23 protein-coding genes are annotated in these 25,985 nt (G+C 65.1%); 9 read left to right on the forward strand and 14 right to left on the reverse strand.

Translation table 11 applies throughout. The features are described from left to right. Positions 1 to 34 precede the first annotated feature (34 nt). Entirely contained in the window at positions 35 to 1,123 is a 1,089-nt protein-coding gene (locus tag EO136_RS12960; RefSeq protein ID WP_127144817.1) for a LacI family DNA-binding transcriptional regulator, read from the forward strand. A 77-nt stretch (positions 1,124 to 1,200) separates the two neighbouring features. Here the strand turns inward: EO136_RS12960 and EO136_RS12965 are convergent, their stop codons facing one another. The 7 genes from EO136_RS12965 to EO136_RS12995 all read right to left on the reverse strand — a co-directional run bounded on the left by EO136_RS12965 (position 1,201) and on the right by EO136_RS12995 (position 8,863). After that, the gene (locus EO136_RS12965; RefSeq protein ID WP_127144818.1) at positions 1,201 to 2,403 is read right to left on the reverse strand and encodes a carbohydrate ABC transporter permease; all 1,203 of its coding nucleotides are present in this window, start codon (positions 2,401 to 2,403) and stop codon (positions 1,201 to 1,203) included. Continuing rightward, a complete protein-coding gene (locus EO136_RS12970) occupies positions 2,403 to 3,407 on the reverse strand; it encodes a carbohydrate ABC transporter permease (protein ID WP_206513331.1) in 1,005 nt (334 codons plus the stop codon). Before EO136_RS12970 ends, EO136_RS12965 begins: the two co-directional genes overlap by 1 nt. Positions 3,408 to 3,584: 177 nt before the next feature. Then, positions 3,585 to 4,892: an ABC transporter substrate-binding protein gene (locus tag EO136_RS12975; RefSeq protein WP_127144820.1), complete on the reverse strand. Its 1,308-nt coding sequence runs from the start codon at positions 4,890 to 4,892 to the stop codon at positions 3,585 to 3,587. Positions 4,893 to 5,140: 248 nt separating this feature from the next. Further along, entirely contained in the window at positions 5,141 to 6,211 is a 1,071-nt protein-coding gene (locus tag EO136_RS12980; RefSeq protein WP_127144821.1) for an Mrp/NBP35 family ATP-binding protein, read from the reverse strand. A 13-nt stretch (positions 6,212 to 6,224) separates the two neighbouring features. Further along, the gene (gene fsa, locus EO136_RS12985; RefSeq protein WP_127144822.1) at positions 6,225 to 6,881 is read right to left on the reverse strand and encodes a fructose-6-phosphate aldolase; all 657 of its coding nucleotides are present in this window, start codon (positions 6,879 to 6,881) and stop codon (positions 6,225 to 6,227) included. Positions 6,882 to 6,960: 79 nt separating this feature from the next. After that, positions 6,961 to 8,145 (reverse strand): amino acid aminotransferase, encoded by a 1,185-nt coding sequence (locus EO136_RS12990; protein WP_127144823.1) that lies wholly within the window; start codon positions 8,143 to 8,145, stop codon positions 6,961 to 6,963. A gap of 103 nt (positions 8,146 to 8,248) precedes the next feature. Next, a complete protein-coding gene (locus tag EO136_RS12995; RefSeq protein WP_127144824.1) occupies positions 8,249 to 8,863 on the reverse strand; it encodes a class I SAM-dependent methyltransferase in 615 nt (204 codons plus the stop codon). 124 nt (positions 8,864 to 8,987) lie between these two features. On the opposite strand from EO136_RS12995, the gene EO136_RS13000 reads away from it, so the two are divergent. Next, positions 8,988 to 10,157, forward strand: a complete 1,170-nt coding sequence (locus EO136_RS13000) for a M20 aminoacylase family protein (protein WP_127144825.1) — start codon at positions 8,988 to 8,990, stop codon at positions 10,155 to 10,157. On the opposite strand, the gene EO136_RS13005 is transcribed toward EO136_RS13000, so the two are convergent. Beyond that, the gene (locus EO136_RS13005; RefSeq protein ID WP_127144826.1) at positions 10,115 to 11,806 is read right to left on the reverse strand and encodes an alpha-glucosidase; all 1,692 of its coding nucleotides are present in this window, start codon (positions 11,804 to 11,806) and stop codon (positions 10,115 to 10,117) included. The two genes, EO136_RS13000 and EO136_RS13005, sit on opposite strands and share 43 nt — an antisense overlap. 82 nt (positions 11,807 to 11,888) lie before the next feature. Next, the gene (locus tag EO136_RS13010; RefSeq protein ID WP_127144827.1) at positions 11,889 to 12,818 is read right to left on the reverse strand and encodes a 2-hydroxyacid dehydrogenase; all 930 of its coding nucleotides are present in this window, start codon (positions 12,816 to 12,818) and stop codon (positions 11,889 to 11,891) included. A 161-nt stretch (positions 12,819 to 12,979) separates the two neighbouring features. Between EO136_RS13010 and EO136_RS13015 the strand changes: the two genes are divergently transcribed. From EO136_RS13015 to EO136_RS13025, 3 genes are read left to right on the forward strand one after another with little or no spacing between them, the layout of a single operon-like run. Further along, entirely contained in the window at positions 12,980 to 14,401 is a 1,422-nt protein-coding gene (locus EO136_RS13015) for a circularly permuted type 2 ATP-grasp protein (protein ID WP_127144828.1), read from the forward strand. A 4-nt stretch (positions 14,402 to 14,405) separates the two neighbouring features. After that, on the forward strand, positions 14,406 to 15,356 hold the full coding sequence (locus EO136_RS13020; protein ID WP_246018368.1) for an alpha-E domain-containing protein: 951 nt from the start codon (positions 14,406 to 14,408) through the stop codon (positions 15,354 to 15,356). 5 nt (positions 15,357 to 15,361) lie between these two features. Beyond that, on the forward strand, positions 15,362 to 16,147 hold the full coding sequence (locus EO136_RS13025; protein WP_127144829.1) for a transglutaminase family protein: 786 nt from the start codon (positions 15,362 to 15,364) through the stop codon (positions 16,145 to 16,147). Between the two features lie 82 nt (positions 16,148 to 16,229). Here the strand turns inward: EO136_RS13025 and EO136_RS13030 are convergent, their stop codons facing one another. Continuing rightward, entirely contained in the window at positions 16,230 to 17,165 is a 936-nt protein-coding gene (locus EO136_RS13030; RefSeq protein ID WP_127144830.1) for an AEC family transporter, read from the reverse strand. 124 nt (positions 17,166 to 17,289) lie between these two features. Between EO136_RS13030 and glpK the strand changes: the two genes are divergently transcribed. Then, positions 17,290 to 18,777 carry a glycerol kinase GlpK gene (gene glpK / locus EO136_RS13035; RefSeq protein ID WP_127144831.1) on the forward strand — a complete coding sequence of 496 codons (1,488 nt, stop codon included), beginning with the start codon at positions 17,290 to 17,292 and terminating at the stop codon, positions 18,775 to 18,777. Positions 18,778 to 18,794: 17 nt separating this feature from the next. Here the strand turns inward: glpK and EO136_RS13040 are convergent, their stop codons facing one another. Then, positions 18,795 to 19,646, reverse strand: coding sequence for an aminoglycoside phosphotransferase family protein (locus EO136_RS13040; RefSeq protein WP_127144832.1), 852 nt, complete (start codon positions 19,644 to 19,646; stop codon positions 18,795 to 18,797). A 114-nt stretch (positions 19,647 to 19,760) separates the two neighbouring features. After that, positions 19,761 to 19,997: a hypothetical protein gene (locus tag EO136_RS13045; protein ID WP_127144833.1), complete on the reverse strand. Its 237-nt coding sequence runs from the start codon at positions 19,995 to 19,997 to the stop codon at positions 19,761 to 19,763. Between the two features lie 247 nt (positions 19,998 to 20,244). Between EO136_RS13045 and EO136_RS13050 the strand changes: the two genes are divergently transcribed. After that, positions 20,245 to 20,622: a response regulator gene (locus EO136_RS13050; protein WP_127144834.1), complete on the forward strand. Its 378-nt coding sequence runs from the start codon at positions 20,245 to 20,247 to the stop codon at positions 20,620 to 20,622. 54 nt (positions 20,623 to 20,676) lie between these two features. Here EO136_RS13050 and EO136_RS13055 read toward each other — a convergent pair whose 3' ends face one another. Then, entirely contained in the window at positions 20,677 to 22,464 is a 1,788-nt protein-coding gene (locus tag EO136_RS13055; protein ID WP_127144835.1) for an SLC13 family permease, read from the reverse strand. A 201-nt stretch (positions 22,465 to 22,665) separates the two neighbouring features. On the opposite strand from EO136_RS13055, the gene EO136_RS13060 reads away from it, so the two are divergent. Together EO136_RS13060 and EO136_RS13065 are read left to right on the forward strand one after the other, a co-directional pair. Further along, entirely contained in the window at positions 22,666 to 24,156 is a 1,491-nt protein-coding gene (locus tag EO136_RS13060; RefSeq protein ID WP_127144836.1) for a UbiA family prenyltransferase, read from the forward strand. Further along, positions 24,153 to 24,572, forward strand: coding sequence for a GtrA family protein (locus EO136_RS13065; RefSeq protein ID WP_246018369.1), 420 nt, complete (start codon positions 24,153 to 24,155; stop codon positions 24,570 to 24,572). Before EO136_RS13060 ends, EO136_RS13065 begins: the two co-directional genes overlap by 4 nt. On the opposite strand, the gene EO136_RS13070 is transcribed toward EO136_RS13065, so the two are convergent. After that, positions 24,535 to 25,779, reverse strand: a complete 1,245-nt coding sequence (locus EO136_RS13070) for a glycosyltransferase family 39 protein (RefSeq protein ID WP_164730586.1) — start codon at positions 25,777 to 25,779, stop codon at positions 24,535 to 24,537. The genes EO136_RS13065 and EO136_RS13070 overlap by 38 nt on opposite strands. Positions 25,780 to 25,985 lie beyond the last annotated feature (206 nt).

The following is a 25,985-nucleotide window of genomic DNA, read 5'->3' on the forward strand; positions in this document are numbered from 1 at the left end:
CCACCCAACCCGTGGCGCGGAGGAGAACCAGAGCATGCCAGACACGGGGCGACGGGCGCGGCGGGCCCCGGGAGCCGGAAGCCGGAACGTCACGATCAAGGACGTCTCGGCAGAGCTGGGCCTGTCGATCACCACCATATCGCGGGCGCTGAACGGGTATGGCGACGTTTCGGAAAAGACGCGCAAGAGGGTGTTCGAGGCGGCGCGCAGGATCGGCTACACCCCGAACCGCAACGCCCAGCGGCTTGTGACCCAGCGCAGCCATTCCATCGCCTGGGTGCAGCCCGACGACGAGAACAAGTTCACCGACCCCCACTTCGTGGAGGTGATGGCTGGCGTGCTCCGCGAGGCGCGTGTGAGCCGGTACGACATCGTGATGTCGAGCGAAGTCCCTTCCCAGCAGATCGCGACCTATGAGCGCTACGTGGCCGATCGCAGCGTGGACGGGTTCATCGTCGACCTGCCCAGGCCCAACGACGCCAGGATCGACTATCTGCTCGAGGCAGGCGTTCCTTTCGTGGTGCACGGGCGGGACACGCGCGCCGAGCGCTATGGCTGGGTCGATGTGGACAATTACGGCAATTTCTTCAACATCGCCAAGCTGGTGATCGAGAACGGGCACAGGAAGTTCGCTTTCATAAATGGCGACGAACAGTTCCTTTATGCTTCGGCGCGCCGGCGCGGGGTGGAGGATGCGCTGTTGGCCATGGACCTTCCGCCCGACACCGCGGTGCTGCTCGAGGGCACGCACCCCATGGGCGAGGCCGGCTTCCAGCTCACCGAGCTCGCGCTGGCCGATCCGGCGATAACCGCGTTCGTCTATTCCTCGACCCTGATGGCGATCGAGGGCAATGCCGCCCTGCTTCGGGCGGGCCGGACCCCGGGCGAGGATGCCATGCTGGTTTCGATGCACGATGAGTTGCGCTATCTCAACCTCGCGCCCATCGAAGGAGTGGTGACGCTGGTTCGGTCCTCCCTGCGCTCGGCGGGGCGCGCCATGGTGGCCGAAGTGATCCGCCAGTGCGACCAGGGTACCGTCTCAGGCACCATCATCCCGTCCCTGTTCGATCTGGCCGAAGGTGTCACCGCGCAGACGATCAGCCGGGACGTGCTGTTCGCCTGAACCCGGGCTTGGCAAGGATGAGAAAAAGGGCCGCTCCAGTGGAGCGGCCCTCGACATGCCCGGCAACGGGGTCGGCCTCAGCCGCCTTTTACCGATCCGGCCAGCAGCCCGCGCACGAAGTAGCGCTGGAGCGAGAAGAACACGATCAGCGGTACGGTGATCGAGACGAAGGCGCCGGCGGTGAGGATTTCCCAGTTGTCGCCCCGCGAGCCGAGCAGCGCGCGCAGCTGGCCGGTCAACACCAATTCGTTCTGGCTCTGGCCCAGAAAGACGATGGCCACCAGCAGGTCGTTCCAGACCCACAGGAACTGGAAGATGGCGAAGGACGCCAGGGCCGGGAAGGACAGCGGCAGCACCATGGTGACGAAGATGTTGAAGTGCGACGCCCCGTCGACCCGGGCCGACTCCATGATTTCCCTGGGCAGGCCGGCCATATAGTTACGCAGCAGGTAGATGGCCAGGGGCAGGCCGAACGCGGTATGCGCCAGCCATATGCCCAGATAGGATTTGGGATTGCCCCCGAAAGTGCCGGCGATGCCGTTGTACATGCGCAGAAGCGGGATCAGCGACATCTGCAACGGGACCACGAGCAGGCCCACCATGAGCGCGACCAGGAGCGCCCGTCCGGGAAACCGCATCCAGGCCAGTGCATAGGCCGCGAAAGCCGCGATCAGGATGGGGATGATCGTTGCCGGCACGGTGACGGTGAAAGAGTTGACGAAGGCGCGTCCGATCCCCGCTGCCGTGAGCACTTCGGTGTAATTCTCGAAGGTGAAGCGCGGCGGAACGGCGGCAGTATAGAACAACCGTGCCCTGTCATGCTCGAAGGCCGTCGGGGAGTTCCACACGTAAGTGCCGTCCGGCTCGACCGTGATTTCGCCTCCGATGCGCATCTCCGCGGTGGTGCCAGCTTCGAACTCGCCCGGATTGTTGATCGAGGTGCCGAAGCGTTCGATCACCTGATTGGAGCCCTCGGCGAGGATATTGCCGCGGATGACGTATCCCCCGCCCTCCTCGACCTGATCCTCAGCGGTGCCCAGCGTGCCAGCTTCCGAACGCGAGACTGTAGTGAGCGAGGTCCACCAGCCCGAGACTGCGAGCTGGTCCTTGTCGCGAACCGAGGAGACGAGGAGCCCGAACGTAGGGATCGTCCAGATCAGAACGAGCAGAAGGAGAGCGGCATGGGCGGCAAGCCGCCCGGGGCTGACGCGAACTCTTGAGAGCAAACTGCTGGTTGCGGGTGCCGCCTCGGCCGGGCGTGCCTGAGTTACGGTAGCCATCAGTGCGTCCCCTGTTCTGAGTTGGCCTGGCGGATGTTCCAGATCATCACGGGCAGAACGGCGATCATGATCACGAGCGCGACCACCGAGCCGTGCCCGAAATGGTTGGCCCTGAACATCTGGTCGTACATGAAGTTGGCGAGCACCTGGGTGTTCCACTGGCCCCCGGTCATGGCCAGCACGATGTCGAAGATCTTGAGCACGACGATGGTTATGGTGGTCCAGACTACCAGGATCGTGGGCAGGATCTGGGGCACCATGATGTCAAAGAAGATCCTGATGTCGCTGGCCCCGTCGATACGCGCGGCCTCCAGGGTTTCCTCGGGAATGCCGCGCAGCGCCGCCGACAGGATGACCATGGCGAACCCTGTCTGGATCCAGACGAGGATGACCATGAGCAGGAAATTGTTCCAGAACGGAATGGTGATCCAGGCCTGCGGCTCGCCGCCGAACGCGACCACGATGGCGTTGAGAAGCCCGATCTGCTCGCCGCTACCGCGATAGTCGTAGATGAACTTCCAGATCACCGACGCGCCCACAAAGGAGATCGCCATGGGCATGAAGACCAGCGACTTGGCAATGTTGCCCCACCAGAGACGGTCGGCAAGAACCGCCACGAGCAGCCCGAATGCAGTCGAGGCCGCGGGCACCACGATCAGCCACAGAGCATTGTTGATCAGCGATTGAACGAATTGCGGGCTGTTGACCGCCCATATCCAGTTCGAGATACCGACAAAATTGCGCCCGCCATTGTCAAAGAAGGTCAGCCGGATGGTCTCGAAGACCGGATAGATCAGGTAGACTGTGAGAAAAAACAGCGCCGGAAACAGGAAGAGCCACGGGCGGACCCGCGTGCGCAGGCGGTCCCGGCGAATGGAGGTCGCATTATCGACCCCCTGGGTCGACAGCGCCTTGTCCAGAAGCCAGTTGCTGCCCCAGAAATAGAGAAACGCGAACCCAACGCCGACGACGATGGTTATGCCCGCATAGAGAACCTGTTCGATCATCTGCTCACCCCCTCCCGGTCCGATGATGCCGGTGCGCGAGACGCACCGGCATCCTTGGTTTGGTCAGACCTTTTGAGCGTTTCCAGAAACAGTCGAAACACTTTTCCGATTCGGAAACGCGACACATCAAGGACTTAGAGCTCCTGTTCTGATGCAATCAGAACAGGATATGCTCTAGAGGTTGTCCCAGGCAGCCTGGATGTCTGCCGCGACCTCCTCGGCGGATGCGCCGCCCACGAAGTCCACCATGCCGGTCCAGAACGCGCCTGCGCCGATGGCGCCGGGCATCAGGTCGGACGCGTCGAACCCGAAGGCATCGGCGCCGAGCAGGATCTCGCCCTGTGCGCGCAGTGTATCGTCGGCATAGGCGGCAAGATCGGCACCCAGGTGCGGAGTCAGGAAGCCTGCGGTCGCCATCCAGATTTCATGGGCGGCCGGGGTCTTGAGGTAGTCCATGAACGCCCGGGCACCGGGCGTGTCGTTGGTGATCGCGGCCAGCGTGCCGCCCCCAAGGACAGGGTTGCCCAGATCCTTCTCGGCGAAGGCCGGGAAGTAGAAGAAGTCCGCATCGGTGCCCAGCTCGGTCCCATCTGGGAAGAACGAGGACACGAAGGAGGCCTGACGGTGCAGGTAGCACTGGGGCGGAACCTGGAAGAGGCCCGCGGGGCTGTCACGGAAGTCGGTGGTCCCAACCGCCTGGGTGCCGCCTGCGACCCAGCCTTCGCTCTTCACGAACGTGCCGAAGGTGTCGATCGCTTCGATAACTTCGGGCGAATCGAAGGCGAGATCGTTGCTGACCCAGCGATCATAGACGGAGGGCTCGTGGAGGCGCAGCATGATGTCCTCGACCCAGTCGGTCGCCGGCCAGCCGGTGGCTGCGTCCGAACCGATACCGATGCACCAGGGCGTGCCGCCATCGGCGACGATCTGCTCGGAGAGAGCGATGAGATCTTCCATCGTCTCGGGCACTTCGTAGCCGGCATCGGCGAAGTTGTCGGGTACGTACCAGACAAGCGATTTGAGGTTCACGTTGTAGAAGAACCCGTACAGTTCGTCTTCACCGCTCTCGTTTGCATAGGTGCCCAGATCCACCCAGGACTGGCCGGCTGCGTAGTTCTCGAGAACCCACTCTTCGGATCCTTCGGGAAGCGGGGTCAGAAAGCCCTGCTGAGCCATGTTGGCGGCGAGGCCAGGCTGCGGGAAGAAGGTCACTTCGGGGGCCGAACCGGCCTGCGCGTCGATGACGATCTGCTGCTCGAGGCTGTCGGACCCGACATACTCGGCATTCGCGCCGGTCTTTTCGTTAAAGTCGTCAACGACGGCCTGGAACGACTCGATCTCGACGCCACCGACCCAGGGGCCGAACACGGTAAAGGATTCGCCAGCCAGATCGGGCAGCTCCACGTCCTGCGCGGTTCCGGCCGAGGTGAGGGCAAGCGCGAATGCTGCGGCGGAAATTCCCGCCAGCAAGGTTTTGTGCATGTAGTCCTCCCATTGCACACATGAAGACGCGACGGATCGCATCAGTCGGTCGCCTCCCGCCCAAAACGTTTTGGCTTCCAAAACGTTTTAGTCGCCTGTTGCAGTGCGGTTACCGGGGCGTGACGACAAGTCCAACGTTGCACAATCGAGCGCACTTGCCAAGACAGTACGCGATCACCAGGGACAACCGGGCCGGGCGCGCGCGATCGCTGTCGGGAGAAGACCTGCCGGGCTGGCCCGGACCGGGATCAGCGCCGGGCGATTGCCGCAGCGATGGTCGCGCCGATCGAGAGGAACGCCTGCGTGTCGGGGCTTTCGGGCGCCACGGCTACGACGGGCCTGCCCTCGTCCCCGCCTTCGCGGATGGACATCACGAGCGGGATCTCCCCCAGAAAGACCGCGCCGATCTCCTCGGCCGCGCGCCGGGCACCGCCATGGCCGAAGATGTCGTATCGCTTGCCCGTATCGGGGGCGATGAAATAGCTCATGTTCTCGATGATGCCCAGAATGGGCACCTGAACCCTCGCCAGCATGTCGATGGCCTTGCGGGCATCGATCAGCGCCAGATCCTGAGGCGTCGAAACGATCACGGCGCCAGCCAGTTCCACCTGCTGGACGAGCGAAATCTGAATGTCACCGGTGCCGGGGGGCAGGTCGACCACGAGTACGTCGAGTTCGCCCCAGTCGGTCTCGCGCAAAAGCTGGCGCAGGGCGGACGTCGCCATTGGCCCGCGCCAGACCACGGCCTGATGGCCTTCGAGCATGGGCCCGATGGACATGGCCTTGAGCCCATAGACCTCGAACGGTCGGAAGATGCCGTCATCGCGGAGCGCCGGCTTGCCCTCTATGCCCAGAAGCTTGGGCAGGGACGGCCCGTAAAGGTCGGCGTCGAGGAGCCCTACCCGCAGACCCTGCGCCTTGAGCGCCAGCGCCAGATTGACCGCGCAGGTGGACTTGCCCACGCCGCCCTTGCCCGAGCCCACGGCGATGATGCGGGCGATGCCGGGGACCGGCTCGCGCGGCGGCGGTCCGGGACGGCGGGCCGAGGCGGGCTGGGCGTTCGAAGGGGGCTTTTCCGCCGAGAGCGACACCATGACCTTTCGGCCCCCGGCCACCTTGAGCGCAGCTTCCTGGGCAGCGGCGCGCACGGGGCCGAAGGCGGCCTCCATGCCCGGCTGCACGGAAATGGCGAACGCGGCAGCGCTTTTGGTGACGATGACGTCCGAAAGGCCGGGAAACGCGTCCAGCGTCCCGCCGCCGGGCACTTCGACCGTGCCCAGCGCCTTCAGGATGGCCTCCTGTACGGCCTTGTCGGTCATCGGGCGTCCAGGATCAAAGTATCGACTGACCGGTCGATGCCCAATCCTTGACGAAGGCTTCAAGACCCTTGTCGGTCAGCATGTGGCTGGCCAGCTTCTTGAGCACCGCAGGCGGGATCGTGGCGACGTCCGCGCCAGCGAGCGCGGCCTGGGACACGTGATTGGGCGTGCGGATCGAGGCGGCGAGCACCTGGGTCTGGTAATCGTAATTATCGTAGATCATCCGGATATCCTGGATGAGGTCCATGCCGTCGACATTGAGATCGTCCAGACGCCCGATGAAGGGCGAGATGTAGGTCGCACCGCATTTGGCGGCCAGAAGTGCCTGATTGGCCGAAAAGCACAGGGTCACATTGGTCCTGATGCCTTCGGAGGTCATGTGCTTGCAGGCCTTGAGACCATCAAGGGTGAGCGGCAGCTTGACCACCACATTGTCGGCGAGCGCGGCAAGCACCTTGCCCTCGGCCATCATGCCGTCATAGTCGGTTGCGGCAACTTCGGCAGAAACCGGCAGGCCGGGCAGCAACGCACAGATTTCCTGCACCACTTCCTTGAAGTCACGTCCGGACTTGGCGATCAGCGAGGGATTGGTGGTCACGCCATCGAGCAGTCCGATGTCATGCAGCTCGCGAATGTCGGAGACTTCGGCTGTATCGACGAAAAATTTCATGTCTCTCCCCACGGGAATTGTACTTTGGTCTTACGACCAAAGGTGTAACACGACCGGTCCGGGCCGCAAGAATTATCGGCTATCGCGTGGCGGCGACGAGGGCGTCCGCCAGTTTGACGACCCTGTCTTCGGCCAGTCCGGCAATATTGATCCGGCTGTCATCCAACATGTAGATCGCATCCTCATCCTTCAAGCGCTCGACCACCTTTTCGCTCACGCCGAGCAAAGAAAACATCCCCCGGTGTTCGGCCACGAAGTCGAAATCGGTGCTGTTGGAGCGCTCGCGGATCGCCTCTGCCAGTGCGGTGCGGTTGGCGATCATGCGGTTGCGCATGGCTTCGAGCTCGGCCTCCCACTCGGCGCGCAGGGCGCTGTCGCCAAGGATGGTCGCCACGACCTCCGCGCCATGGGCCGGCGGCTGGGAATAGGCGGCGCGGACGGCCGAAAGCATCTGCTTTAAGGCCAGATCAGCCGTCCTTGCGCTTTCGCCCACTGCGATGGCGCACCCGGCGCGGTCGCGATAGAGCCCGAAATTCTTCGAGCAGCTCGTCGCCATGACGAATTCCGGCAGGCGGGAGGCCAGGAGGCGCACGCCGGCGGCATCCTTGTCCAGCCCGTCGCCAAAGCCCTGATAGGCCATGTCGATCAGCGGGAAGGCGCCGGTACGCTCAAGGCTGTCGGCCACCCGGCCCCATTGCTCGAGGCTCAGATTGGCGCCTGTGGGGTTGTGGCAGCAGCCGTGCAGGAGGACGACGTCGTTCTTGCCCAGCCCGTCGAGCGTTTCGATCATAGCCTCGAAGTTCACCAGCCCGGTCGAGCGGTCGAAATAGGGATAAACGGCGGGTTCGAGCCCGACCTGTTCGACCATCGGGGTGTGGTTGGGCCAGGAGGGATCGGAAATCCAGACCCGCGCATCGGGGTTGGAGCGCTTGATCAGCATCATGAGGACCCAGAGGGCTCCGGTGCCCCCCGGCGCCTGGACCGCGCGCACCCGCTCGGCCGGAACGCTGTCGGCCAGCGCCAGATCGATCATCGCCGCATTGAAGGCCTTGTCGCCCCCCACGCCCACATAACCCTTGGTGCTCGCGGTCTCGAGCAGGCGCTGTTCGGCCTTTTTCACCGCGCTCATGATCGGGGTCTTGCCGTGGTCGTCCTTGTAGACGCCGATGCCCAGATCGATCTTGCCCTGGCGTTCGTCTTCGTTGAACGCAGCCATGAGTGCAAAGATCTTGTCCTGGGGTGCAGGCTTGAGGTGTTCGAACATCGGAGCTCCTCGGGTGATGCGGGGTTCGCGCGGCTGCCTTTATAGCGGGGACCGTAGTGTTTTCAATCGGGACGGCGGAAATTGTCGCGCCCATCCCATGGGGTCAGCGCACGAAAACGTCATAGCGCGTGGTCTTGCCGGCAATGGTGTGAGATGGCCTCGGCAGACCTTCGGGGAGCGGCGCGCGGGCCGGCCATTTGACCACCACGCGCCTCGTCGCAGCCTTGAGCGCCACGGCGATCAGCTCGTGAGCGTCGGGGTCCGCGCCCACGATGTCGCGCAGGTCGCGCATCTGCTTTTTGACCAGCGCGGACTTGCGCCGCTCGGGGTGCATGGGATCGACGAGCACCATCTTCGGGTTCAGCTCCGGGAGCACCTCGCGCGCGTCGCCCTCGAGCAGGGTCATGCGGGCAATGATCGCGGCAAGGTCGCCCCCCGCCTCCGTGGCCCGCGCCAGCGCGTCGGTGAGGGCGGCGCGGACGCGGCCATTGCGCTCGATCAGCGTCACCCGTGCGCCGAGCGAGGCCAGGAGGAAGGCATCGCGCCCCAGCCCGGCAGTGGCATCGACGATTTCGGGTTCGGGGATGCCTGCGAGCCCCAGCGCCCGGGCAAGGGCCCCGCCCCTGCCCTCGCCGCTGCGCCGGCGAAAGCCGACCGCCCCATCGACGAAATCGATGTGCAGATCGCTGCCCGGTGCAGCACCGTCCTCGCTCGTCATTGCCTGCGCGTTCTCCCGTCCGGCCGAGTGTTTCTCCCAAGCGTTTTTCCCCTGCACGCCATTGACGCGGCAGGGGCCGAGGCAGAAAGTGCGGCCAGTTTGCATACACTTGCAGGTCCTGCCTATGCCCGTGATCAACCGGATTGCCGAATTCCACTCGGAAATGACCGCCTGGCGGCGCGATATCCACGCCCATCCCGAACTGCTCTATGATGTGGAGCGGACCGCGGGGACCGTCGCGGACAAACTCAGGGCGTTTGGAGCGGACGAGGTGGTGACGGGGATCGGGCGCACCGGGGTCGTGGGAGTCATCCGGGGCAGGAATGGAGGCGCGGGCCGGGTCATCGGGCTGCGCGCGGACATGGACGCGCTGCCGATTACCGAGCGCACCGGCCAGCCCTACGCCTCGACCGTTTCGGGCAAGATGCACGCCTGCGGCCATGACGGGCACACCACCATGCTGCTGGGCGCCGCCCGCTATCTCGCCGAAACCCGCAATTTCGAAGGCACGGCCGTCGTCATCTTCCAGCCCGCCGAAGAAGGCGGGGGCGGCGGCAAGGCGATGGTCGAGGACGGGCTGATGGACCGATTCGGCATTTCCGAGGTGTTCGGGATGCACAATCTGCCCGGCCTGCCGCTGGGCCATTTCGCCATCTGCGAGGGCGGCATCATGGCGGCGAGCGACGAGTTCTCGATCGAGGTCGAGGGCCATGGCGGGCACGCGGCCATGCCGCACCTGGCCGCCGACCCGGTGATCACCTGCGCCCACATCGCCACCGCGCTGCAGTCGCTGGTCTCGCGCAATATCGATCCGATCCGCTCGGCGGTGCTGTCGGTGACCACGCTCAACGCGGGCACGGCGTTCAACGTCATTCCGCGCACGGCCCGAATGGGCGGCACGGTGCGGACGCTGGACGAGGCGGTGCGCGACCAGATGGAAGAGGGCATAACCCGGGTCGCGACGGGCATCGCCCAGGGGTTCGGCGCGGTGGCCCATGTCACCTACCGGCGCGGATATCCCGTGACCGTCAACGCCCCTGCCCAGACGGCATTCGCAGCGGAAATCGCTGCCGAGGTGGCCGGCACCGCGCATGTGGATGCGCAGGCCGATCCCACCATGGGGGGCGAGGACTTCGCCTATATGCTCAATGCCCGCCCCGGCGCCTATATCTTCATCGGCAATGGCGAGAGCACCGAGCTCCATACCGACACTTATGATTTCAACGACGAGGCCTTGCCGATCGGGGCCAGCTATTGGGTACGGCTGGCCGAGCGGGCGCTGGCTCCGGCCTGATCGCTGATCTCGATGCCGAACCGGGCCGGGTCGGCGTCGGCCCCGCATTCGATATAGGCAAAGCCGTTGCCTGCGAGCGCGAGGGTGTTGCCCGCAAGCTCCGCGCCCTGCGAGACGCCCCCCGGCACGGCACTTTCTGGCAGGCCCGAGAGCGTGACGGCGAGCGGGGAGGCCGAGAGGTTGAAGACGCACAGGAAGGTGTGATCGGCGGCGTGGCGCGTGAAGGCGAGGACCGGTTCGCCCACGTCGTGGAAGTGGATGTCCCCGTCGATCAGCGCGCGATGGGCGGCGCGATAGGCGATGATCTCGCGGTAATAATGCAGAAGCGAGGTCCGATCGGCCTCCTGAGCGGCGACGTTGCGCTCGATATGAGGCGGCTTGACCGGCAACCATGGCGAAACGCTCGAAAAGCCGCCATGTTTGCCGTCCGTCCAGGGCATGGGCGTCCGGCAGCCGTCGCGACCCTTGAGGTCTGGCCAGAACCGGATGGCCTGGGCGTCGGTCAATTCCTCGTAGACCAGTTCGGCTTCGGGCAGGCCCAGTTCCTCACCCTGGTAAAGGCAGATCGAGCCGCGCATGGCCAGCAGCATGCCGATGGCCAGCCGGCCGAGGGTGTCGGGCGTCGCCTCGTGGGATTCCCATCGGCTGACGTGACGGCGGACATCGTGGTTGGAAAAGCTCCAGCACGGCCAGCCGTCCGGCGCGCTCTTGAAGAACGCTTCGAGCCGCGATCGGAAATGCTCGGCGGTGAAATCGGGACCGAGCATGTCGAACGAGTAGCACATGTGCAAAAGGTCGTCCCCGCGCGTGTAGTCCGACATCAGCCGGATGGCGTTGTGGTGGTCGCCCACCTCGCCGACGCTGGCCCGGGCCCCGAACGCGTCGAGCAGCGCGCGGACCCGCTTGAGGAACCCGATGTTCTCGGGCCGGTTCTTGGAGAATTCATGGAACTGCATGGCGTAGGGATCGCGCGCGAAGGCGGCGTTGGTCCGATCCCTGGGCGCGGGCGGATTGTCGCGCAGCCGGTCGTCGTGGAAATAATAGTTCACCGTATCGAAGCGGAAGCCGTCGACCCCGCGCTCGAGCCAGAACCGCATGGCATCGAGCACCGCGTCCTGAACCTGGGGGTTGTGGAAGTTGAGGTCGGGCTGCTCGATCAGGAAATTGTGCAGATAGTATTGCTGGCGCGCGCCGTTCCACTCCCAGGCCGGGCCGCCGAAGATCGAGGGCCAGTTGTTGGGCGGGGTGCCGTCCTCCCTGGGATCGGCCCACACATACCAGTCGGCGCGCGAATTGGTGCGCGAGGCCCGGGATTCGATGAACCAGGGATGGCGGTCGGAGGTGTGGCTGACCACCTGATCGATGATCACCTTGAGCCCGAGCGCATGGGCCTTTTCGACCAGCGCATCGAAATCGTCGATGGTACCGAAGATCGGGTCGATGTCGGTGTAGTTTGATACATCGTAGCCCATGTCGGCCATGGGAGAGGTAAAGACGGGCGAGAGCCAGATAGCGTCCACCCCCAGACTCGCCACATGATCGAGTCGGGCGAGAATGCCGCGCAGATCGCCGATCCCGTCCCCATTGCTGTCAGAAAACGAGCGCGGATAGATCTGGTAGATGACCGCGCCGCGCCACCAATCGTTCATGGGTTCTCTCCGTTCTCAGAGGGTCGCTGGGGACAGGGCGGCCCGCGCCCGATCCGGGATGTTGCGATTGGGGGGAAGTGGCTCAGACGACCCGGTGGGGGACCGGGCGCCCGGCGAAATGGGCATCGAGATTTTCCACCAGCGTCAGGCCCATCAGGGTCCTTGTCTGTTCGGTGGCGCTGCCCTGATGGGGCGAGAGCACGACGTTCTCGAGCCCAAAGAACGCCTCGTCCATCTCCGGCTCGTTCTCGAACACGTCGAGCGCGGCGCCGCCCAGTCCGCCCGATTTGAGCAATTCCAGCATGGCGGCTTCATCGATCACCGTGCCGCGCCCCAGATTGACGACGGCGCCCTCGGGCCCCAGCGCTTCGAGAACCTTCCGTGAGACGAGCCCGGCCGTGCCGGCCCCGCCCGGGGCGATGACCATGAGCCAGTCGCTGTCGCGCGCCATGTCCTCGAGGTCGGAATAGTAGACGAAGGGCTGGTTCGCCTGCTCGTGGCGGCCGTGATAGACCACCCGCATCTTCATGGCCTGGGCGCGCGCCGCGATCTCCTTGCCGATGCGCCCCAGACCCAGAATGCCGACCGTCTTGCCGGTGAGCTCGCCGGTCAGCCCGAACTTCTTGCCGCCCCAGCGCCCCTCGCGCACGTAGCGGTCCGCCTGCGGAATGCGGCGGGCAAGGGCGATCATCAGGCCGATGGCGAGTTCGGCCACCGCGTCGTTGAGGACTTCGGGGGTATTGGCCACCACGATGTCGCGCGCCGCAGCGGCCTGGACATCGACCGAATCATAGCCCACCCCGAAGGTCGCGACGATCTCGAGCGCGGGCAGGCGCGCGATCAGCTCCGCGCTCACATCCCCGCCCGCGATCGCCTTGATCTGCGGCCCGATCTGGGCAAGCAGCGCCTCGGGATCGGCGGCCTCGTGAAGCTTGTGGACGGTGAACTTTTCAGCAAGGGCGGTCTGGCCGGCGTGATGGAAGGCATGGGTCTGGAGAATATCGACGGGCACGGATCACCTCTCGCGTGGCAGGACTGAAAGCATCAATCTAGAAGCAACTGGCGATGCTGTCGAACCCGTTGGCCGGGCCTGGAGCTGCCATCGCACTTGTGGCAGACCGAGAAATATGCAGCAATGGCAGGGCGATGAGGTCGCAGGGCAATCGGGGTGGTATGAGCGAAAAGAAGTTTTTCGACGAAATGCTCAATGCGGACGGCTCGGTCCGCGACCCTTACCGCATACTGGGTGAATGGCTGGAGGGCCAGCCGCGGCAGACGCTCAGGCAGCTCTCGCGCGATGCGGAAACCATCTTCCGGCGACTGGGCATCACGTTCGCGGTCTATGGCGCCCAGGAGTCGACCGAGCGCCTCATCCCCTTCGACGTCATCCCGCGCGTGATCGCTGCGGCCGAATGGCAGCTCCTGGAAAAGGGCATCGAGCAGCGCGTCAAAGCGCTCAACATGTTCCTTCACGACATCTACCACGACCAGGACATCATCCGCGCCGGGATCGTGCCCGAACGGCTGATCGTGCAGAACGAGGCCTTCTGCCCCCAGATGATTGGCCTCAACCCACCGCGAGGCATCTATTCGCATATCATCGGCGTCGATATCGTGCGCACCGGGCCCGACGAGTTCTATGTGCTCGAGGACAATCTGCGCACCCCCTCGGGCGTTTCGTACATGCTCGAGGACCGGGAAGCGATGATGCACCTGGTGCCTGACCTCTTCCACAAGCTCCGGGTCGCACCGGTCGAGACCTACCCGGAAGATCTGCGCCGCACGCTCGAGAGCGTGGCGCCCGATGCCTGCACGGGGTCTCCCAACATCGTGGTGCTGACCCCGGGGATCTACAATTCGGCCTATTTCGAGCACTCGTTCCTTGCCGACCAGATGGGCGCGACACTGTGCGAGGGCCATGATCTGTTCGTCACCGATGGCAAGGTCTACATGCGCACGACGCTGGGCCCCCAGCGCGTGGACGTAATCTATCGGCGGATCGACGACGATTTCATCGACCCGCTGACCTTCCGCCCGGACTCCATGCTCGGCGTGCCCGGGCTGTTCGACGCCTACCGGGCCGGCGCGGTGACGCTGGTCAACGCCCCGGGGACAGGGATCGCCGACGACAAGGCGGTCTATACCTATGTTCCCCAGATCATCGAGTTCTATCTGGGCGAAAAACCGATTCTCAACAACGTGCCCACCTACAATTGCACCGATGACGACCAGCGCGCCTATGTGCTCGCCAATCTCGAGCATCTGGTGGTCAAGGAGGTGCACGGTTCGGGCGGATACGGGATGATGGTGGGCCCGGCGGCGAGCAAGAAGATGCGCGCCGAGTTCGCCCAGAAAATCAGGACCCGGCCGGACAATTACATCGTCCAGCCCACCCTGGCGCTGTCCACCTGCCCCACGTTCACCGGCAGCGGCATCGCATCCCGGCACGTGGATCTGCGCCCGTTCGTTCTGGTGGGCGACAAGATCCGGATCACCCCGGGCGGATTGACCCGCGTTGCGCTCAAGAAGGGCTCTCTCGTGGTCAATTCCAGCCAGGGCGGCGGCACCAAGGATACCTGGGTCTTGAAGGATTGAGGCGATGATGACTCTCGGGCGGATCGCCGCAAACCTCTTCTGGATGTCGCGCTATGTGGAGCGGGCCGAAAACATGGCCCGGCTGCTCGAGGTCGGCTATCGCATGAGCCTGACCGAACGCGGCGAGGACGAATCGAGCGACCATCTGCTCTCGATGATGCGGGCCGCAGAAGTCGACGACATCTTTGCGACCAAGCACGATGTGGTGGACGTTTCGACCGTTGCCCATTTCATGCTGTTCGACATCGACAATCCCTCCTCTGTCAGGTCGTGCCTCGATGCCGCGCGCACCAACGCCAAATCGGTGCGCACCGCGATCACCACCGACATGTGGGAGAGCCTCAATTCCACATGGATCGAGTTTTCCCAGATCCATCCCCGGCAGGTGCTTGGCAACCGGCTGCCGAGCTTCCTGCAGTGGATCAAGCAGAACGCCAACCAATTCCGCGGCGCGCTCCTGGGCACGCTGATGCGCACGGACGGTTTCGCCTTTGCCCAGGCCGGCGGCTTTATAGAGCGGGCCGACAACACCGCGCGGATCCTCGACGTCAAATATTACGTCCTGCTGCCCCAATCCTCGGAGGTGGGCGGGGACGTGGACATCCAGCAATGGACGATGATCCTGCGGGCCGCCTCGGCGCACCGGGCCTATCGGCACCTCTACCGGGATCGCTACCGGGCCTGGAACATCGCGGACTTTCTGATCTTCAGAAAGGAAATGCCCCGCTCGCTCGCCTTCTGCGTGACCTCGGTGGCCGCCATGCTGGGCATGCTCGAGCAATTGTACGGCGAGCCGTCCTCTTGCCATGACGAGGCGATCAAGATGGCCCAGCGCCTGACCACTTCGGACATGGACAAGGTCTTTGCCGAGGGCCTGCACGAATACCTCACCGCGTTCATCGCATCAAACAACGGGCTGACCGACGCGATCTCGGACAGCTACAACTTCTACTGAGCCCCATGCGCCTATCGGTCCGACACGAGATGAAGTTCGCAGCCGCCGACGCGGCGCAAAACCGGGTGCAGCACCTGTTGCTCACCCCGCGCGACACCGCCGGCCAGACCGTGCACGAATGGTCCATCGCCATGACCGGTATCGAGAGCGCGGCGCGCTTTGCAGACGCGTTCGGCAACACGGCCTGCCTCGTGAGCCAGCCGCGCGGCGAGGACCAATTGTCCATCACCGTCTCGGGCATTGTCGAGACGACCGACACCTCCGGGGTCGTTGGCCTGTCGGATTCCGATCCCGCCATTGCGCTTTTCAGCCGGTTCACGCCCCAGACAAAGGCCAACGGGAACCTGGTCAACCGGCTGCGCGCCCAGCAGAAGGCCGGGGCGAACCGGATCGAGATGCTGGCCTGGCTGATGAACGTGCTGCACGAAGCGCGCGACGGCGAGGAGGACGAAGACGAGGCCGTCGAGATCGTGGCCGAAGACCACGCCCATGTGTTCGTGGGAGCGGCACGCGGCATGGGCATACCGGCGCGGTTCGTGACGGGCTATGTGCTGACCACCGACAGCGAGCCGGCGCGCCTGCATGCCTGGGCGGAGGCCTTCGACGAGGAGTTGGGCTGGGTGGGGTTCGACCCCTCGGCCAATCTGTGCCCGACCCCGGCCTATATCAGGCTGGCCGCGGCGCTCGATGCCGACAGCGCGCGCCCGGTGCGCCTGGCGCCCGACCTGCCCCGGACCGGGGCGGATACGATCGCGGTCCGGCAGGCCGAAGCTGGCAACCAGCAGCAATAGAGCGTTTCGAGGAAAGGTGGAAACACCTTTCCTGGAAACGCTCTAGGTGGCCGCTCGGTCGATCCCGCTTTCGGGCGGCGGATCAGACAGGCAGGATCAGCAGCCAGACCGAGATCGTGACGATCGAGAGCACGGTCGAGATCAGGATGGTGTTGGCCGCCACGTCGACCGCCCGATTGTAGTAGGTGGCAAACACATAAACGTTGATGCCGGCGGGCATGGCTGCGAGCAGCACCCCATAGCGCGCAAGTTCCGGATCGAGCCCGAGCACCGGGACCATCAGGATCCAGGCGATGGTCGGCTGGGCGATGAGCTTGAACAGCGCCATCACCAGCGGCTGGACCCAGCCCTGGGCGAGCCGGTAATCGTTGAGCGCGGCGCCGAGCCCGAAGAGCGCAACCGGGAACACCGTGATCGCGAACAGGCCCGTCACCTCGTCGACCAGCCCGCCGAGTTCGAAACCCGAGAGGTTGAGCAGGAGCCCCAGCGCGATGCCGATCAGGAGCGGATTGGTCAGCGTGGTGCGCGTGCCCTGGAGCAGCGCTTTCGAGATTTTGCCCCCGTCGCGGCGGGCGAGCTCCATCACGAACATCGCAAGGGTCACGAGCACCGGGGCGTGCAGCCCGATGATCGAATAGACCACCGGCATCGCCTCCTCACCATAGGCGCGCTGGATGATGGGGATGCCCACCAGCACCGTGTTGGTGAACGTGCCCGAAAAGCCGACGGCCACCGATTCCCCCGGACGGCGCCTGAAGACGTGGAAGGCGAGGAGCGAGCCCACCAGCAGCACGCAGAGGGCCGCGGTGTAGAACCCGAACAGGATCGAGGGATTGAACGCGGTCTCGAGATCCACCCCGGCCATGGCGCGGAACAAAAGGCAGGGCGTCGCGACGTTGTTCACATAGGCGATCAGCCCCCGCACCCCCTCGCGCGGGAAATACCGGAACCGGGCCGCGCCATAGCCGATCGCGATCAGCATGAAGACCGGCGCGACGACGTTGAGGACCGAAAGCATTGCGGGGGTGACCGGGCAGACTGGCAGGGTGTGGATTTAAAAAGACACCCATCGGTCCGGCGCGTCAATCTTTACCTCGGCGCCTGATTGGGACACTCTTTTGCAAAACGGAGGAGACAGGGCTTTGGCGACGCATATTCTGGCGATCGATCAGGGCACCACATCGAGCCGGGCGTTGGTCTTTGACAGCGCAATGACACCGGTCGGGCTGGGCCAGAAGGAGTTTGCTCAGCACTTCCCGCGCAGCGGCTGGGTCGAGCACGATCCCGAGGATATCTGGGAGACCGTGCGCGAGGCGATCGACATCGCGCTGGCCGAGGCCGGGCTGGCGCTGACCGACATCGCGGCGATCGGGATCACCAACCAGCGCGAGACGACGCTGGTCTGGGAGCGGACGACCGGCGAGCCCATCCACAACGCCATCGTCTGGCAGGACCGGCGCACGGCGGACCACTGCGCGCGGCTGCGCAAGGAGGGCCATGAGGAGACGATCCGCACCCGCACCGGGCTGGTGATCGATCCCTATTTCTCGGCCACCAAGCTGGCCTGGCTGCTCGATACGGTCGAGGGCGCGCGCGAGAAGGCCGAGGCGGGCGACCTGGCGTTCGGGACGGTGGACAGCTTTCTCGTCTGGCGTCTCACAGGAGGTAAGCAGCACCTCACCGACGCCACCAACGCCTGCCGCACCATGCTCTGCAACATCGCCGAGGGCGCGTGGGACGATGAGCTGCTCACGCTCTTTGGTATCCCGCGCGCGATGCTGCCCGACATCCGCGATTGCGACGGGGACTTCGGCGCGACCGACCCCGAGATCTTTGGCGCGGCGGTCCCGATCCGGGGCGTGGCGGGGGACCAGCACGCCGCCGTGATCGGGCAGGCCTGTTTCTCGCCGGGCATGATCAAATCCACCTACGGCACGGGGTGCTTTGCGGTGCTCAACACGGGCACCGATCTCTGCCGATCGGAGAACCGGCTGCTCACCACCCTCGCCTACCGCATCTCGGGGGAAACCCATTACGCGCTCGAGGGCTCGATCTTTGTGGCCGGCGCCGCCGTGCAATGGCTGCGCGACGGGCTCAAGGTGATCGCCAAGGCAGAGGAAACCGGCGCCCTCGCGCGCTCGGCCGATCCGGAACAGGATGTCTTTCTGGTGCCCGCGTTCACCGGGCTGGGAGCGCCGCACTGGGACGCGGAGGCGCGCGGAGCGATCTTCGGGCTGACGCGCAACACCGGTCCGGCCGAGATGGCGCGGGCCGCGCTCGAGGCGGTGTGCTACCAGACACGGGACCTGCTCGACGCCATGCACAAGGACTGGCAGAGCGATGCCGATACCGTATTGCGGGTCGATGGGGGGATGGTGGCCTCGAACTACACCATGCAGTTTCTGGCCGACATTCTCGACGCCCCGGTCGACCGGCCCGAGATTTTGGAGACCACCGCACTGGGCGCAGCCTGGCTTGCGGGGCAGGCCGTGGGGCTTTGGCCGGACCGGGAAGGATTTTCAGAGTCCTGGGCGCTCGACAAGAGGTTCGCGCCCGGGATGGACGACGCGGTGCGCGCGCGCAAGCTTGTGGGCTGGCGCGACGCGGTGCGCCGCACGCTCACGCATTGATCCGGACCTGATCGGGCTCAGGCGAGGTCGTAGACCGCCAGCAGATTGGGCAGGACGGCGAGCTGCCAGTTGATGGTGCCGCCATTGGCCAGTTCGGTCGAGGCCGAACTGGCCGCCTGCACGGCCGCAAACCCAAGCATGCGCTTGCGCTTGTAGCCGAGCCGCTTTTCGAACTGGGAGGCCATGGCGTTGATGCGGGTGGTGTCCGCCGCCAGCCGTGTCTCGCCCCAGGGGTGAAGAAAGCACGCGGCCAGATCATAGGCCGGATCGCCCAGAAGTCCCAGCGGGCTGCGGGCCACCCATCCGCGCTCGGCCATCACGATGCGGTCGTGATGGACATCGCCGTGCAGCGGGATTTCGGCCTGCGGCTTGTCAAAGAGGCTGTAGGCGATGCCGACCGACCGGGCGTAGAGATCCCGGGCGGTATCGGGCCACATGCGCACGTCCGCGTCAAAGAACGGTGTAAGATGCTCGCGCAGCGGGACCAGAGATTTGGGGACGGATGGCCGGGGTACGTGGAGCATGCCCACCAGATTTGCTATCGCGGTCGTGGCCTGATCGTCCTTGCCATCCTTGGCGGCGTCCCCGAGCGTCTTTTCACCAAGCCATTCGAGCAGCATGGACTGTCCGCTGACCCCGAAGCACTTGACCGCGCCATCGCCGCGATACCAGTCGAGCAGTTCGGCCTCGCGCGCGGCGGCATCGGTGTCCCCATCCTTGCGGATGAGCAGGGCTGCCGGGGAATTGTCCTCGCGCTGGACCCGGTAGACCCAGAGCGCGGACGTTTCCGCCACAGGTGCGAGCTTGGACAGGTTCCAGCGTATCGCAGCCTTGTTGACGATCGTCTCTGACGGTTTTTCTGTGGCCATGGCCCCTGTTTCGCCAAGGCCTTGTCGGCCCCGCGCCCGGTGTGGAATCAGCAATTTTATTGTCTGGCCAGATCAAGTCGAGTTCAAGACCGTCGCACAAAACAGTTGAAGTCCCTAGCGCCGCGAGGGGGGAAACGGCCCCGTGAGCACCGGATTGTTCCAGGCCGGGCGGGAAAGGGCGCTCCCGGGAGCGTAGCACGGGGAATCAAACAGCCGCCGCTCGAGATCGTCGAGCCGGCCCACCGCCCGCTCTATGATCTGGGCCAGCTCGTCATCGTGCCACACATCGCTGGCCAGGATCGCCCGTGCCTGCTCGAGATGGTCTTTGGCAAGGACATAGGCTGACGGCATGGCACACTCGCACGATTGAGACGACATGGGTCCCTGAGTAGGAGCCCAGCCTGAGTCGAACCAGTCCTCGTCCGGATGCGCCCACAGACCACCGGGGTCAGGGTTAACCGGGGAGTAACCACGTATGTACGATTTTAAGTACATTGCGGGTCGCATCTGAGTATTTGCGCATTGTCCCGCAGGCAATGTCGCATTCCGCCCCTCGGGCCGGCTCATCCGGCAGGGCGATTGTCAGTGGAGTTCAATCATGGCCGACCTGCGCATGGACGGTGTCAAAGTTCTTCTGGTCGAGGACGACGCGCTGATCGCGCTCGATATAGAGGATACGCTCGTGGCGGCAGGAGCGACCGTGATCGGCCCCTATGCCACGCTGGCCGCCGCGCGGCAGGCCGCCAGGGGCGCGGCGATCGACCTTGCGATCCTCGATATCGACCTGCACGGGGAAGAGGTCTTTCCGGCCGCTGCCGTGCTGCGCGAACGCGGGGTGCCGTTCCTGTTCTATACGGGGCGACCCGATCGGGAGGCGCTGACCTCGACGTTCCAGGGCGTCCCGGTGTGCCGCAAGCCGCTGGACACGCGCCAGTTGATGGCCGAAGCGGGCAAGCTCATTACCCTCGCCGCCTGACAGAACTTTTGCCCGTTCCGGGTCGCTTGCCCGAATGCGGTCCCCGCGTTCCGCTCAGAGCGGCCAGAATATCGGAATCAGAACCATGGCGCAGGCAAAGGCGATGAGGTTCATCACCGAACCGATGCGCACGAAATCGAAGAAGCGGTAGCCGCCGGCGCTGTAGACCAGTGTATTGGTCTGATACCCGATGGGCGTGAGAAAGCTCGCGCTGGCCGCGAACATCACCGCGACCACGAAGGGGCGCGGATCGACCCCCAGACTGGCGGCGAGCCCGATGGCGATGGGGGTGACGATAACCGCCACCGCGTTGTTGGTGACCACCTCGGTCAGGAACGAACACAGCAGATAGATCACCCCAAGGGCGAAGAGCGGGGAGACCAGGGCCAGCCCCGGCGCCACGCCGTCCACGATCAGCTCGACCAGCCCTGCCCGGTCCATGCCCACGCCGATGGCCAGCATGGCGATGATCAGGCCCAGAATACGCCAGTCGACGGCCTGGACGGCCTCGTCGACCTCCACGCATCGGGTGACCAGAACCACCGCGGCCCCGATCACCGCCAGCCCGGCGATGGGCATGAGCCCGAAGGCCGCGCCCACGACGACCGACAGCGTCACCGCAATGGCCAGCGGGGCCTTGGCCCGCCGGAAGCCGCGTTCGGCGGGTTCTGAGACGTTGACGAGGTCGTAATCCTCCACCATGCGCCGCAGATCTTCGGGACTGCCCTCGATCAGGAGCGTGTCGCCCACCTCGAGCGGGGTGGTCTCGAACCTTTCGGCGAGATTGGAGCCGCGCCGATGCAGCGCGATGGGATAGACGCCATAGCGGCGGCGCAGGCGCAGATGGCGCAGGGTCTTGCCCAGGATGCCCGCCGCCGGGCCCATGAGGATTTCGATCACGGTCGAGGTTCGCGCGCCCAGAGACTGCATATGATCGCTCTCGGGTACGGTGAGGTTGCCCTCCTCCTTCATCGAGAGCAGCTCGGCCACAGACGTGCGCAACACCACCACGTCGCCGGGCTGGAGCACGACCTCGTTCATGTGCCGGCGCAGCGAGAAGCTGGCGCGCAGCACGTCGATGAGCTGGCGGTCGGGCCGGTTGAAGGCCGAGACCTCCCGGGCGCGCTTGCCCACATGGGGGGAATTGTCCTCGATCACCGCCTCGAGCACGAATTTCTTGCCGCTGTCGCCCGAAAGGACCGTCGAAACGGTGGTCCGGTCGGGCAGAAGCCCCTTGAGCGCGATCATTGCCAGGATGCCGAGGACCGCGGCGACCACCCCCAGCGGGGCGATCTCGAAGATGTGGAAGGGCTCCATGCCCGATTGCTGGGCGACGCTGTCGACCAGGATGTTGGTCGAAGTGCCGATCAGCGTGCAGGTCCCTCCAAGGATGGCGGCAAAGGACACGGGAATGAGCAGCTTGGAGGCCGCTGTCGACATCTCCTTGGCGAGCGAGACAGCCACCGGGATCATCAGCATCACCAGCGGGGTGTTGTTCATGAAGGCGGACATGATTGCGATGGCAAAGAGAAAGGCCACGAGGGTGAAGCCGGGCCGGACCCGGGCGCCTGCGGTGACGCCCCGGGCAAAGGCTTCGAGCGCGCCGGTGCGCACGAGCGCGGCGGAAATCACGAACATCGCCGCGATGGTGGCCGGAGCGCTGTTGGAGAGAACCCCGAGCAGATCATCGACCGAGATCAAGCCTAGAATCAAAAGTACCGAGACCGCCACCGACGCGCTGACTTCGGGCGAACGCCATTCGCGGGCGAAAGCCACGAACAGGACAGCCAGGACAGCCGCGACGACGACGGCTCCGTATGGCTCGACTATAGCTGCGATCAAGGCCGCCCTCCGCGTGATGCGCCGCGATCATAGAGCATGGCCATGCCCGGGCGAAAGGGCGCAGGTGAAAAGCCCCTGCACTTTCGTCACCACGGGCCGGGGCGCCGGGCCGATCCATTAACCGTCCGGGCCGCAATCGCTTAGGCGGGACGGGCCCCTCTGGTAGAACCTTCGGAGAAATAACCAACCTTGCGCGGGCACATGTCACAGATCCTGGCCCAGACCGACACTCTCGACGCCTCGGAGGCCGATGCGAGCCTGTTGCCGCTGGTTCTCGATCTCGACCGCACGCTGGTGCGCTCGGACCTGCTCGAGGAGATGGCGCTCCTGCATCTGCGCGGCCACCCCTTAGCGCTTTTCGACCTCGTTGGCTGGACGCTCGAGGGTCGGGCACAGCTCAAGCGCCGGCTCGCCGAAGCGGTGGCGCTCGACGTCGAGCACCTGCCGGTCAATGCCGAGCTGATCGCCTATGCCGAGGCCGAGGCGGGGCGCGGGCGCCAGATCGTGCTGGCCACCGCGGCGGACACGCTGATCGCGAGCAAGGTGGCCAAGCGCTTTGCCTTTATCGACCGGGTGATCGCCAGCGATGGCGAGACCAACCTCAAGGGCCCCGAAAAGGCGCGGGTGCTGGCCGAGATGTTCCCCGATGGCTTCGTTTATGCGGGCGACAGCCACGCGGATCTCGCGGTGTGGAAAAAGGCTGCCGGTTCGGTGATCGTGGGCGCCTCGCCCGCGCTCGAACGGGCGGCCCGGGCGGCGAGCCCGATGGAGAAGGTCTTTGCACGCCCCCCGAGCCTGGGCGCCTGGGCCAAGGCCGCAAGGCTGCACCAATGGGCAAAAAACCTCCTCGTCTTCGTGCCGCTGGTGTTGAGCGGGCACATGCTCGATCCGGTCGCCTGGTGGTCGGCGGGCCTCGCCTTCCTCGCGCTGGGGGTTCTCGCGTCCTCCACCTATATGATCAACGACCTCTGGGACATCGCCGACGACCGCCGGCACTGGACCAAGCGCAACCGCCCGATCGCGAGCGGCAGGCTGCGGCTGGGCCATACGGTGATGGCGGTGCCGATCGGCCTTGCGATGGCCTTCGGGCTCGGGGCGCTGGCGGGGGGCGCAGTGATGCTGGTTCTTGCCGCCTATCTGGGGCTGACGCTCTCCTATTCGCTGGCGCTCAAGCGCAAGCCGGTGCTCGACGCCTTCGTTCTGGCGGTGCTCTTCACCCTGCGGCTGGTCCTCGGGATCGCCGCCGTGGGGGTCGTGGCCTCGCCCTGGCTGCTGGTGTTCTCGATGTTCCTTTTCGCCTCGCTCTCATTCGCCAAGCGCCAGACCGAGGTCCAGAGGATGGCCGAGACCGGCCGCGACATAGGGGAAAAGATCGCGGGTCGGGGCTATTTCGCCATGGACGCGCCCTTCATCCTGGCCATGGGCGTGTCCTCGGGCATGGCCTCGATCCTGATCATGGTGCTCTATCTGACCCAGGACGCGCTGATGGCCGATTTCTACGGCAATTCGGTCTGGCTGTGGGCCATTCCGGCGCTGCTCTTCCTGTGGCTGTCGCGGATATGGATGATCTGCCAGCGTGGCGAGCTCAATGACGATCCGGTCGCCTTTGCCATCAAGGACCCCAAGAGCCTCGTGCTGTGCGGGTTCGTGGGCGTGGCTTTCGTCATGGCATGGGTCGGGGTCACGGTGTGATCCAGATCGTCCGGTTTCTGCTTCTGGGCGGACTTGCCGCGGCGATCAACTGGGTCGCGCGCTTTCCGCTTTCCATGGCGATGCCGTTTCCGGCGGCGGTCTTTGTGGCCTACATGATCGGGATGAGTGCGGGCTTCGTCCTTTACCGGCGCTATGTGTTTCCCGGCTCACACTTGCCGATCGGTACCCAGATCGGGTTGTTCCTCGGCGTGAACGCCGTGGGCGCCGTGGTGGTGATGGGCTGTGCGCTGGCACTGCTGCACGGGGTCTTGCCGGCCATCGGCTGGACGTCTTACCCCGAGGCCATCGCCCATGGGCTGGCCATCGGAATCGGCGCGGTGGTCAATTTCATCGGCCACAAATTCCTGACCTTCCGGGTCAGGCGGAGTTCAACAGCACCAGCAACGCCATCGTGACGAGGTTGAGCCCGATCCCGTAAGTGGCGAGCACCGCAAAGGAGGGGCGGTGGCGCCGGGCGACGGCCAGGGCGAGCACGTAAACGAGGATCGGCAGCCAGTCGAGCACGTAGCGCTGGACGTTGTACTGGGAGAACCCGTTCGAGTGGTAGACCAGCGTCGGGGCCGCAATGGCGATGGCGCACAGAATACCGATCACCACCGGGCGGCGCATGGGTGCAAACAGCGCCAGCAGCACGAAGGGGCTCGCTGCGAGCAGCGAGGTTCCGGCGGGGTCCAGCCCGAGCGGGGTGAGCACGGCGTCGCCGCCGAAATCGAGGTGGAAGCCCTGGATGAACAGGTACATGGCGTTGAAGAACAGATAGTCGAGCGAGAACAGGCCGCTCTGGTCGAGCCGGAAGTCGATCATCGACCATTCCCCCCCGCTCGCCATGTGCTGGTAGCCCGTTTCCATGGCGCCGCCGAAGCGGGCGTAATTGTAGGCCATGTAGGCAAGGACTGCGACCGCGACCGGCAGGCCGAGCTTGAGGACGCGCGCGATGTGGGGCCGGGCGAAGGAAATCAGCGGTTCGTCGCGCTCGAGCGCGAGCGCAAAGAGGAAGGGCAGGTAGAACATCGACATCTGCCGGCACAGGAACGCCAGCCCGATCAGCACGCCCGCGAGCACCAGAGAGCCGCCGCGCACCACCTGGTGGATGGACGCGGTGACCAGAAGGAAAGCCAGGGTCTGGGCGAAGAACCACACCCCGTCCCCGCGCAGGGTGACGTAATAGAGCGGGGTGGCGAAGACCAGCGCCAGCACCAGCCATAGGGCCGTCGCCTGCTCGACCTCCAAGTGGGACAGGATGCGCCACCAGAGCCATGCGGCGGCGGCGGTGAACAGCGCCGAGAGCAGGACGAACCCGCTGAACTCCACCCCGAACAGCGCCACGAACGGCATGGCGACCAGCGCGGGGAATGGCGGGAACATCACATAGGTCCGGCCATCGAAGACGGCGCAGTCGCCATCGAAACAGGTGTCGGAATGGAACCGGCCTTCGAGAAAGGACTGGGCCAGAAGCGCGTAGCTGTTGGTCCCGCCGGGCTCGATCACCGCGTTGAGCGCGACCCCTCCCAACAAGGCCAGTGCCATGAGCGCGGCGAGAACGAGCAGGCCGCGCAGGCGACCACTGTCTTGGCTGTCGTCGGCGGGGAATGCGATTTTCATGATCGGCCGTTGCCTCCCAGAGCGCTCTGCCGGCTCCGATATCGGAAACCCGCATGCCGAACGGCCTAGCATGGCCGGCCTTACCGTTTGGTTTCGGGGCGGCAGTGCCCCGACCGTGGCCAAATGGACACGGTTGGCGCCCCACCATCGGGCGCGGGGAACCGGTCGAGGGACCAAGCCCTTGTGTCCTCGCACCAATTGTAATC

Source organism: Pelagibacterium montanilacus (genome assembly GCF_003992665.1).
Classification (GTDB): Bacteria; Pseudomonadota; Alphaproteobacteria; order Rhizobiales; family Devosiaceae; genus Pelagibacterium; species Pelagibacterium montanilacus.

Excerpts from the sequence above, each read along its gene's own strand:
- EO136_RS12960 (WP_127144817.1), top strand. The coding sequence starts at position 35 with ATGCCAGACACGGGGCGACGGGCGCGGCGGGCCCCGGGAGCCGGAAGC.
- EO136_RS12965 (WP_127144818.1), bottom strand. The coding sequence starts at position 2,403 with ATGGCTACCGTAACTCAGGCACGCCCGGCCGAGGCGGCACCCGCAACC.
- EO136_RS12975 (WP_127144820.1), bottom strand. The coding sequence starts at position 4,892 with ATGCACAAAACCTTGCTGGCGGGAATTTCCGCCGCAGCATTCGCGCTT.
- EO136_RS12980 (WP_127144821.1), bottom strand. The coding sequence starts at position 6,211 with ATGACCGACAAGGCCGTACAGGAGGCCATCCTGAAGGCGCTGGGCACG.
- fsa (WP_127144822.1), bottom strand. The coding sequence starts at position 6,881 with ATGAAATTTTTCGTCGATACAGCCGAAGTCTCCGACATTCGCGAGCTG.
- EO136_RS12990 (WP_127144823.1), bottom strand. The coding sequence starts at position 8,145 with ATGTTCGAACACCTCAAGCCTGCACCCCAGGACAAGATCTTTGCACTC.
- EO136_RS12995 (WP_127144824.1), bottom strand. The coding sequence starts at position 8,863 with ATGACGAGCGAGGACGGTGCTGCACCGGGCAGCGATCTGCACATCGAT.
- EO136_RS13000 (WP_127144825.1), top strand. The coding sequence starts at position 8,988 with ATGCCCGTGATCAACCGGATTGCCGAATTCCACTCGGAAATGACCGCC.
- EO136_RS13005 (WP_127144826.1), bottom strand. The coding sequence starts at position 11,806 with ATGAACGATTGGTGGCGCGGCGCGGTCATCTACCAGATCTATCCGCGC.
- EO136_RS13015 (WP_127144828.1), top strand. The coding sequence starts at position 12,980 with ATGAGCGAAAAGAAGTTTTTCGACGAAATGCTCAATGCGGACGGCTCG.
- EO136_RS13020 (WP_246018368.1), top strand. The coding sequence starts at position 14,406 with ATGATGACTCTCGGGCGGATCGCCGCAAACCTCTTCTGGATGTCGCGC.
- EO136_RS13025 (WP_127144829.1), top strand. The coding sequence starts at position 15,362 with ATGCGCCTATCGGTCCGACACGAGATGAAGTTCGCAGCCGCCGACGCG.
- EO136_RS13030 (WP_127144830.1), bottom strand. The coding sequence starts at position 17,165 with ATGCTTTCGGTCCTCAACGTCGTCGCGCCGGTCTTCATGCTGATCGCG.
- EO136_RS13040 (WP_127144832.1), bottom strand. The coding sequence starts at position 19,646 with ATGGCCACAGAAAAACCGTCAGAGACGATCGTCAACAAGGCTGCGATA.
- EO136_RS13045 (WP_127144833.1), bottom strand. The coding sequence starts at position 19,997 with ATGCCGTCAGCCTATGTCCTTGCCAAAGACCATCTCGAGCAGGCACGG.
- EO136_RS13050 (WP_127144834.1), top strand. The coding sequence starts at position 20,245 with ATGGCCGACCTGCGCATGGACGGTGTCAAAGTTCTTCTGGTCGAGGAC.
- EO136_RS13060 (WP_127144836.1), top strand. The coding sequence starts at position 22,666 with ATGTCACAGATCCTGGCCCAGACCGACACTCTCGACGCCTCGGAGGCC.
- EO136_RS13070 (WP_164730586.1), bottom strand. The coding sequence starts at position 25,779 with ATGAAAATCGCATTCCCCGCCGACGACAGCCAAGACAGTGGTCGCCTG.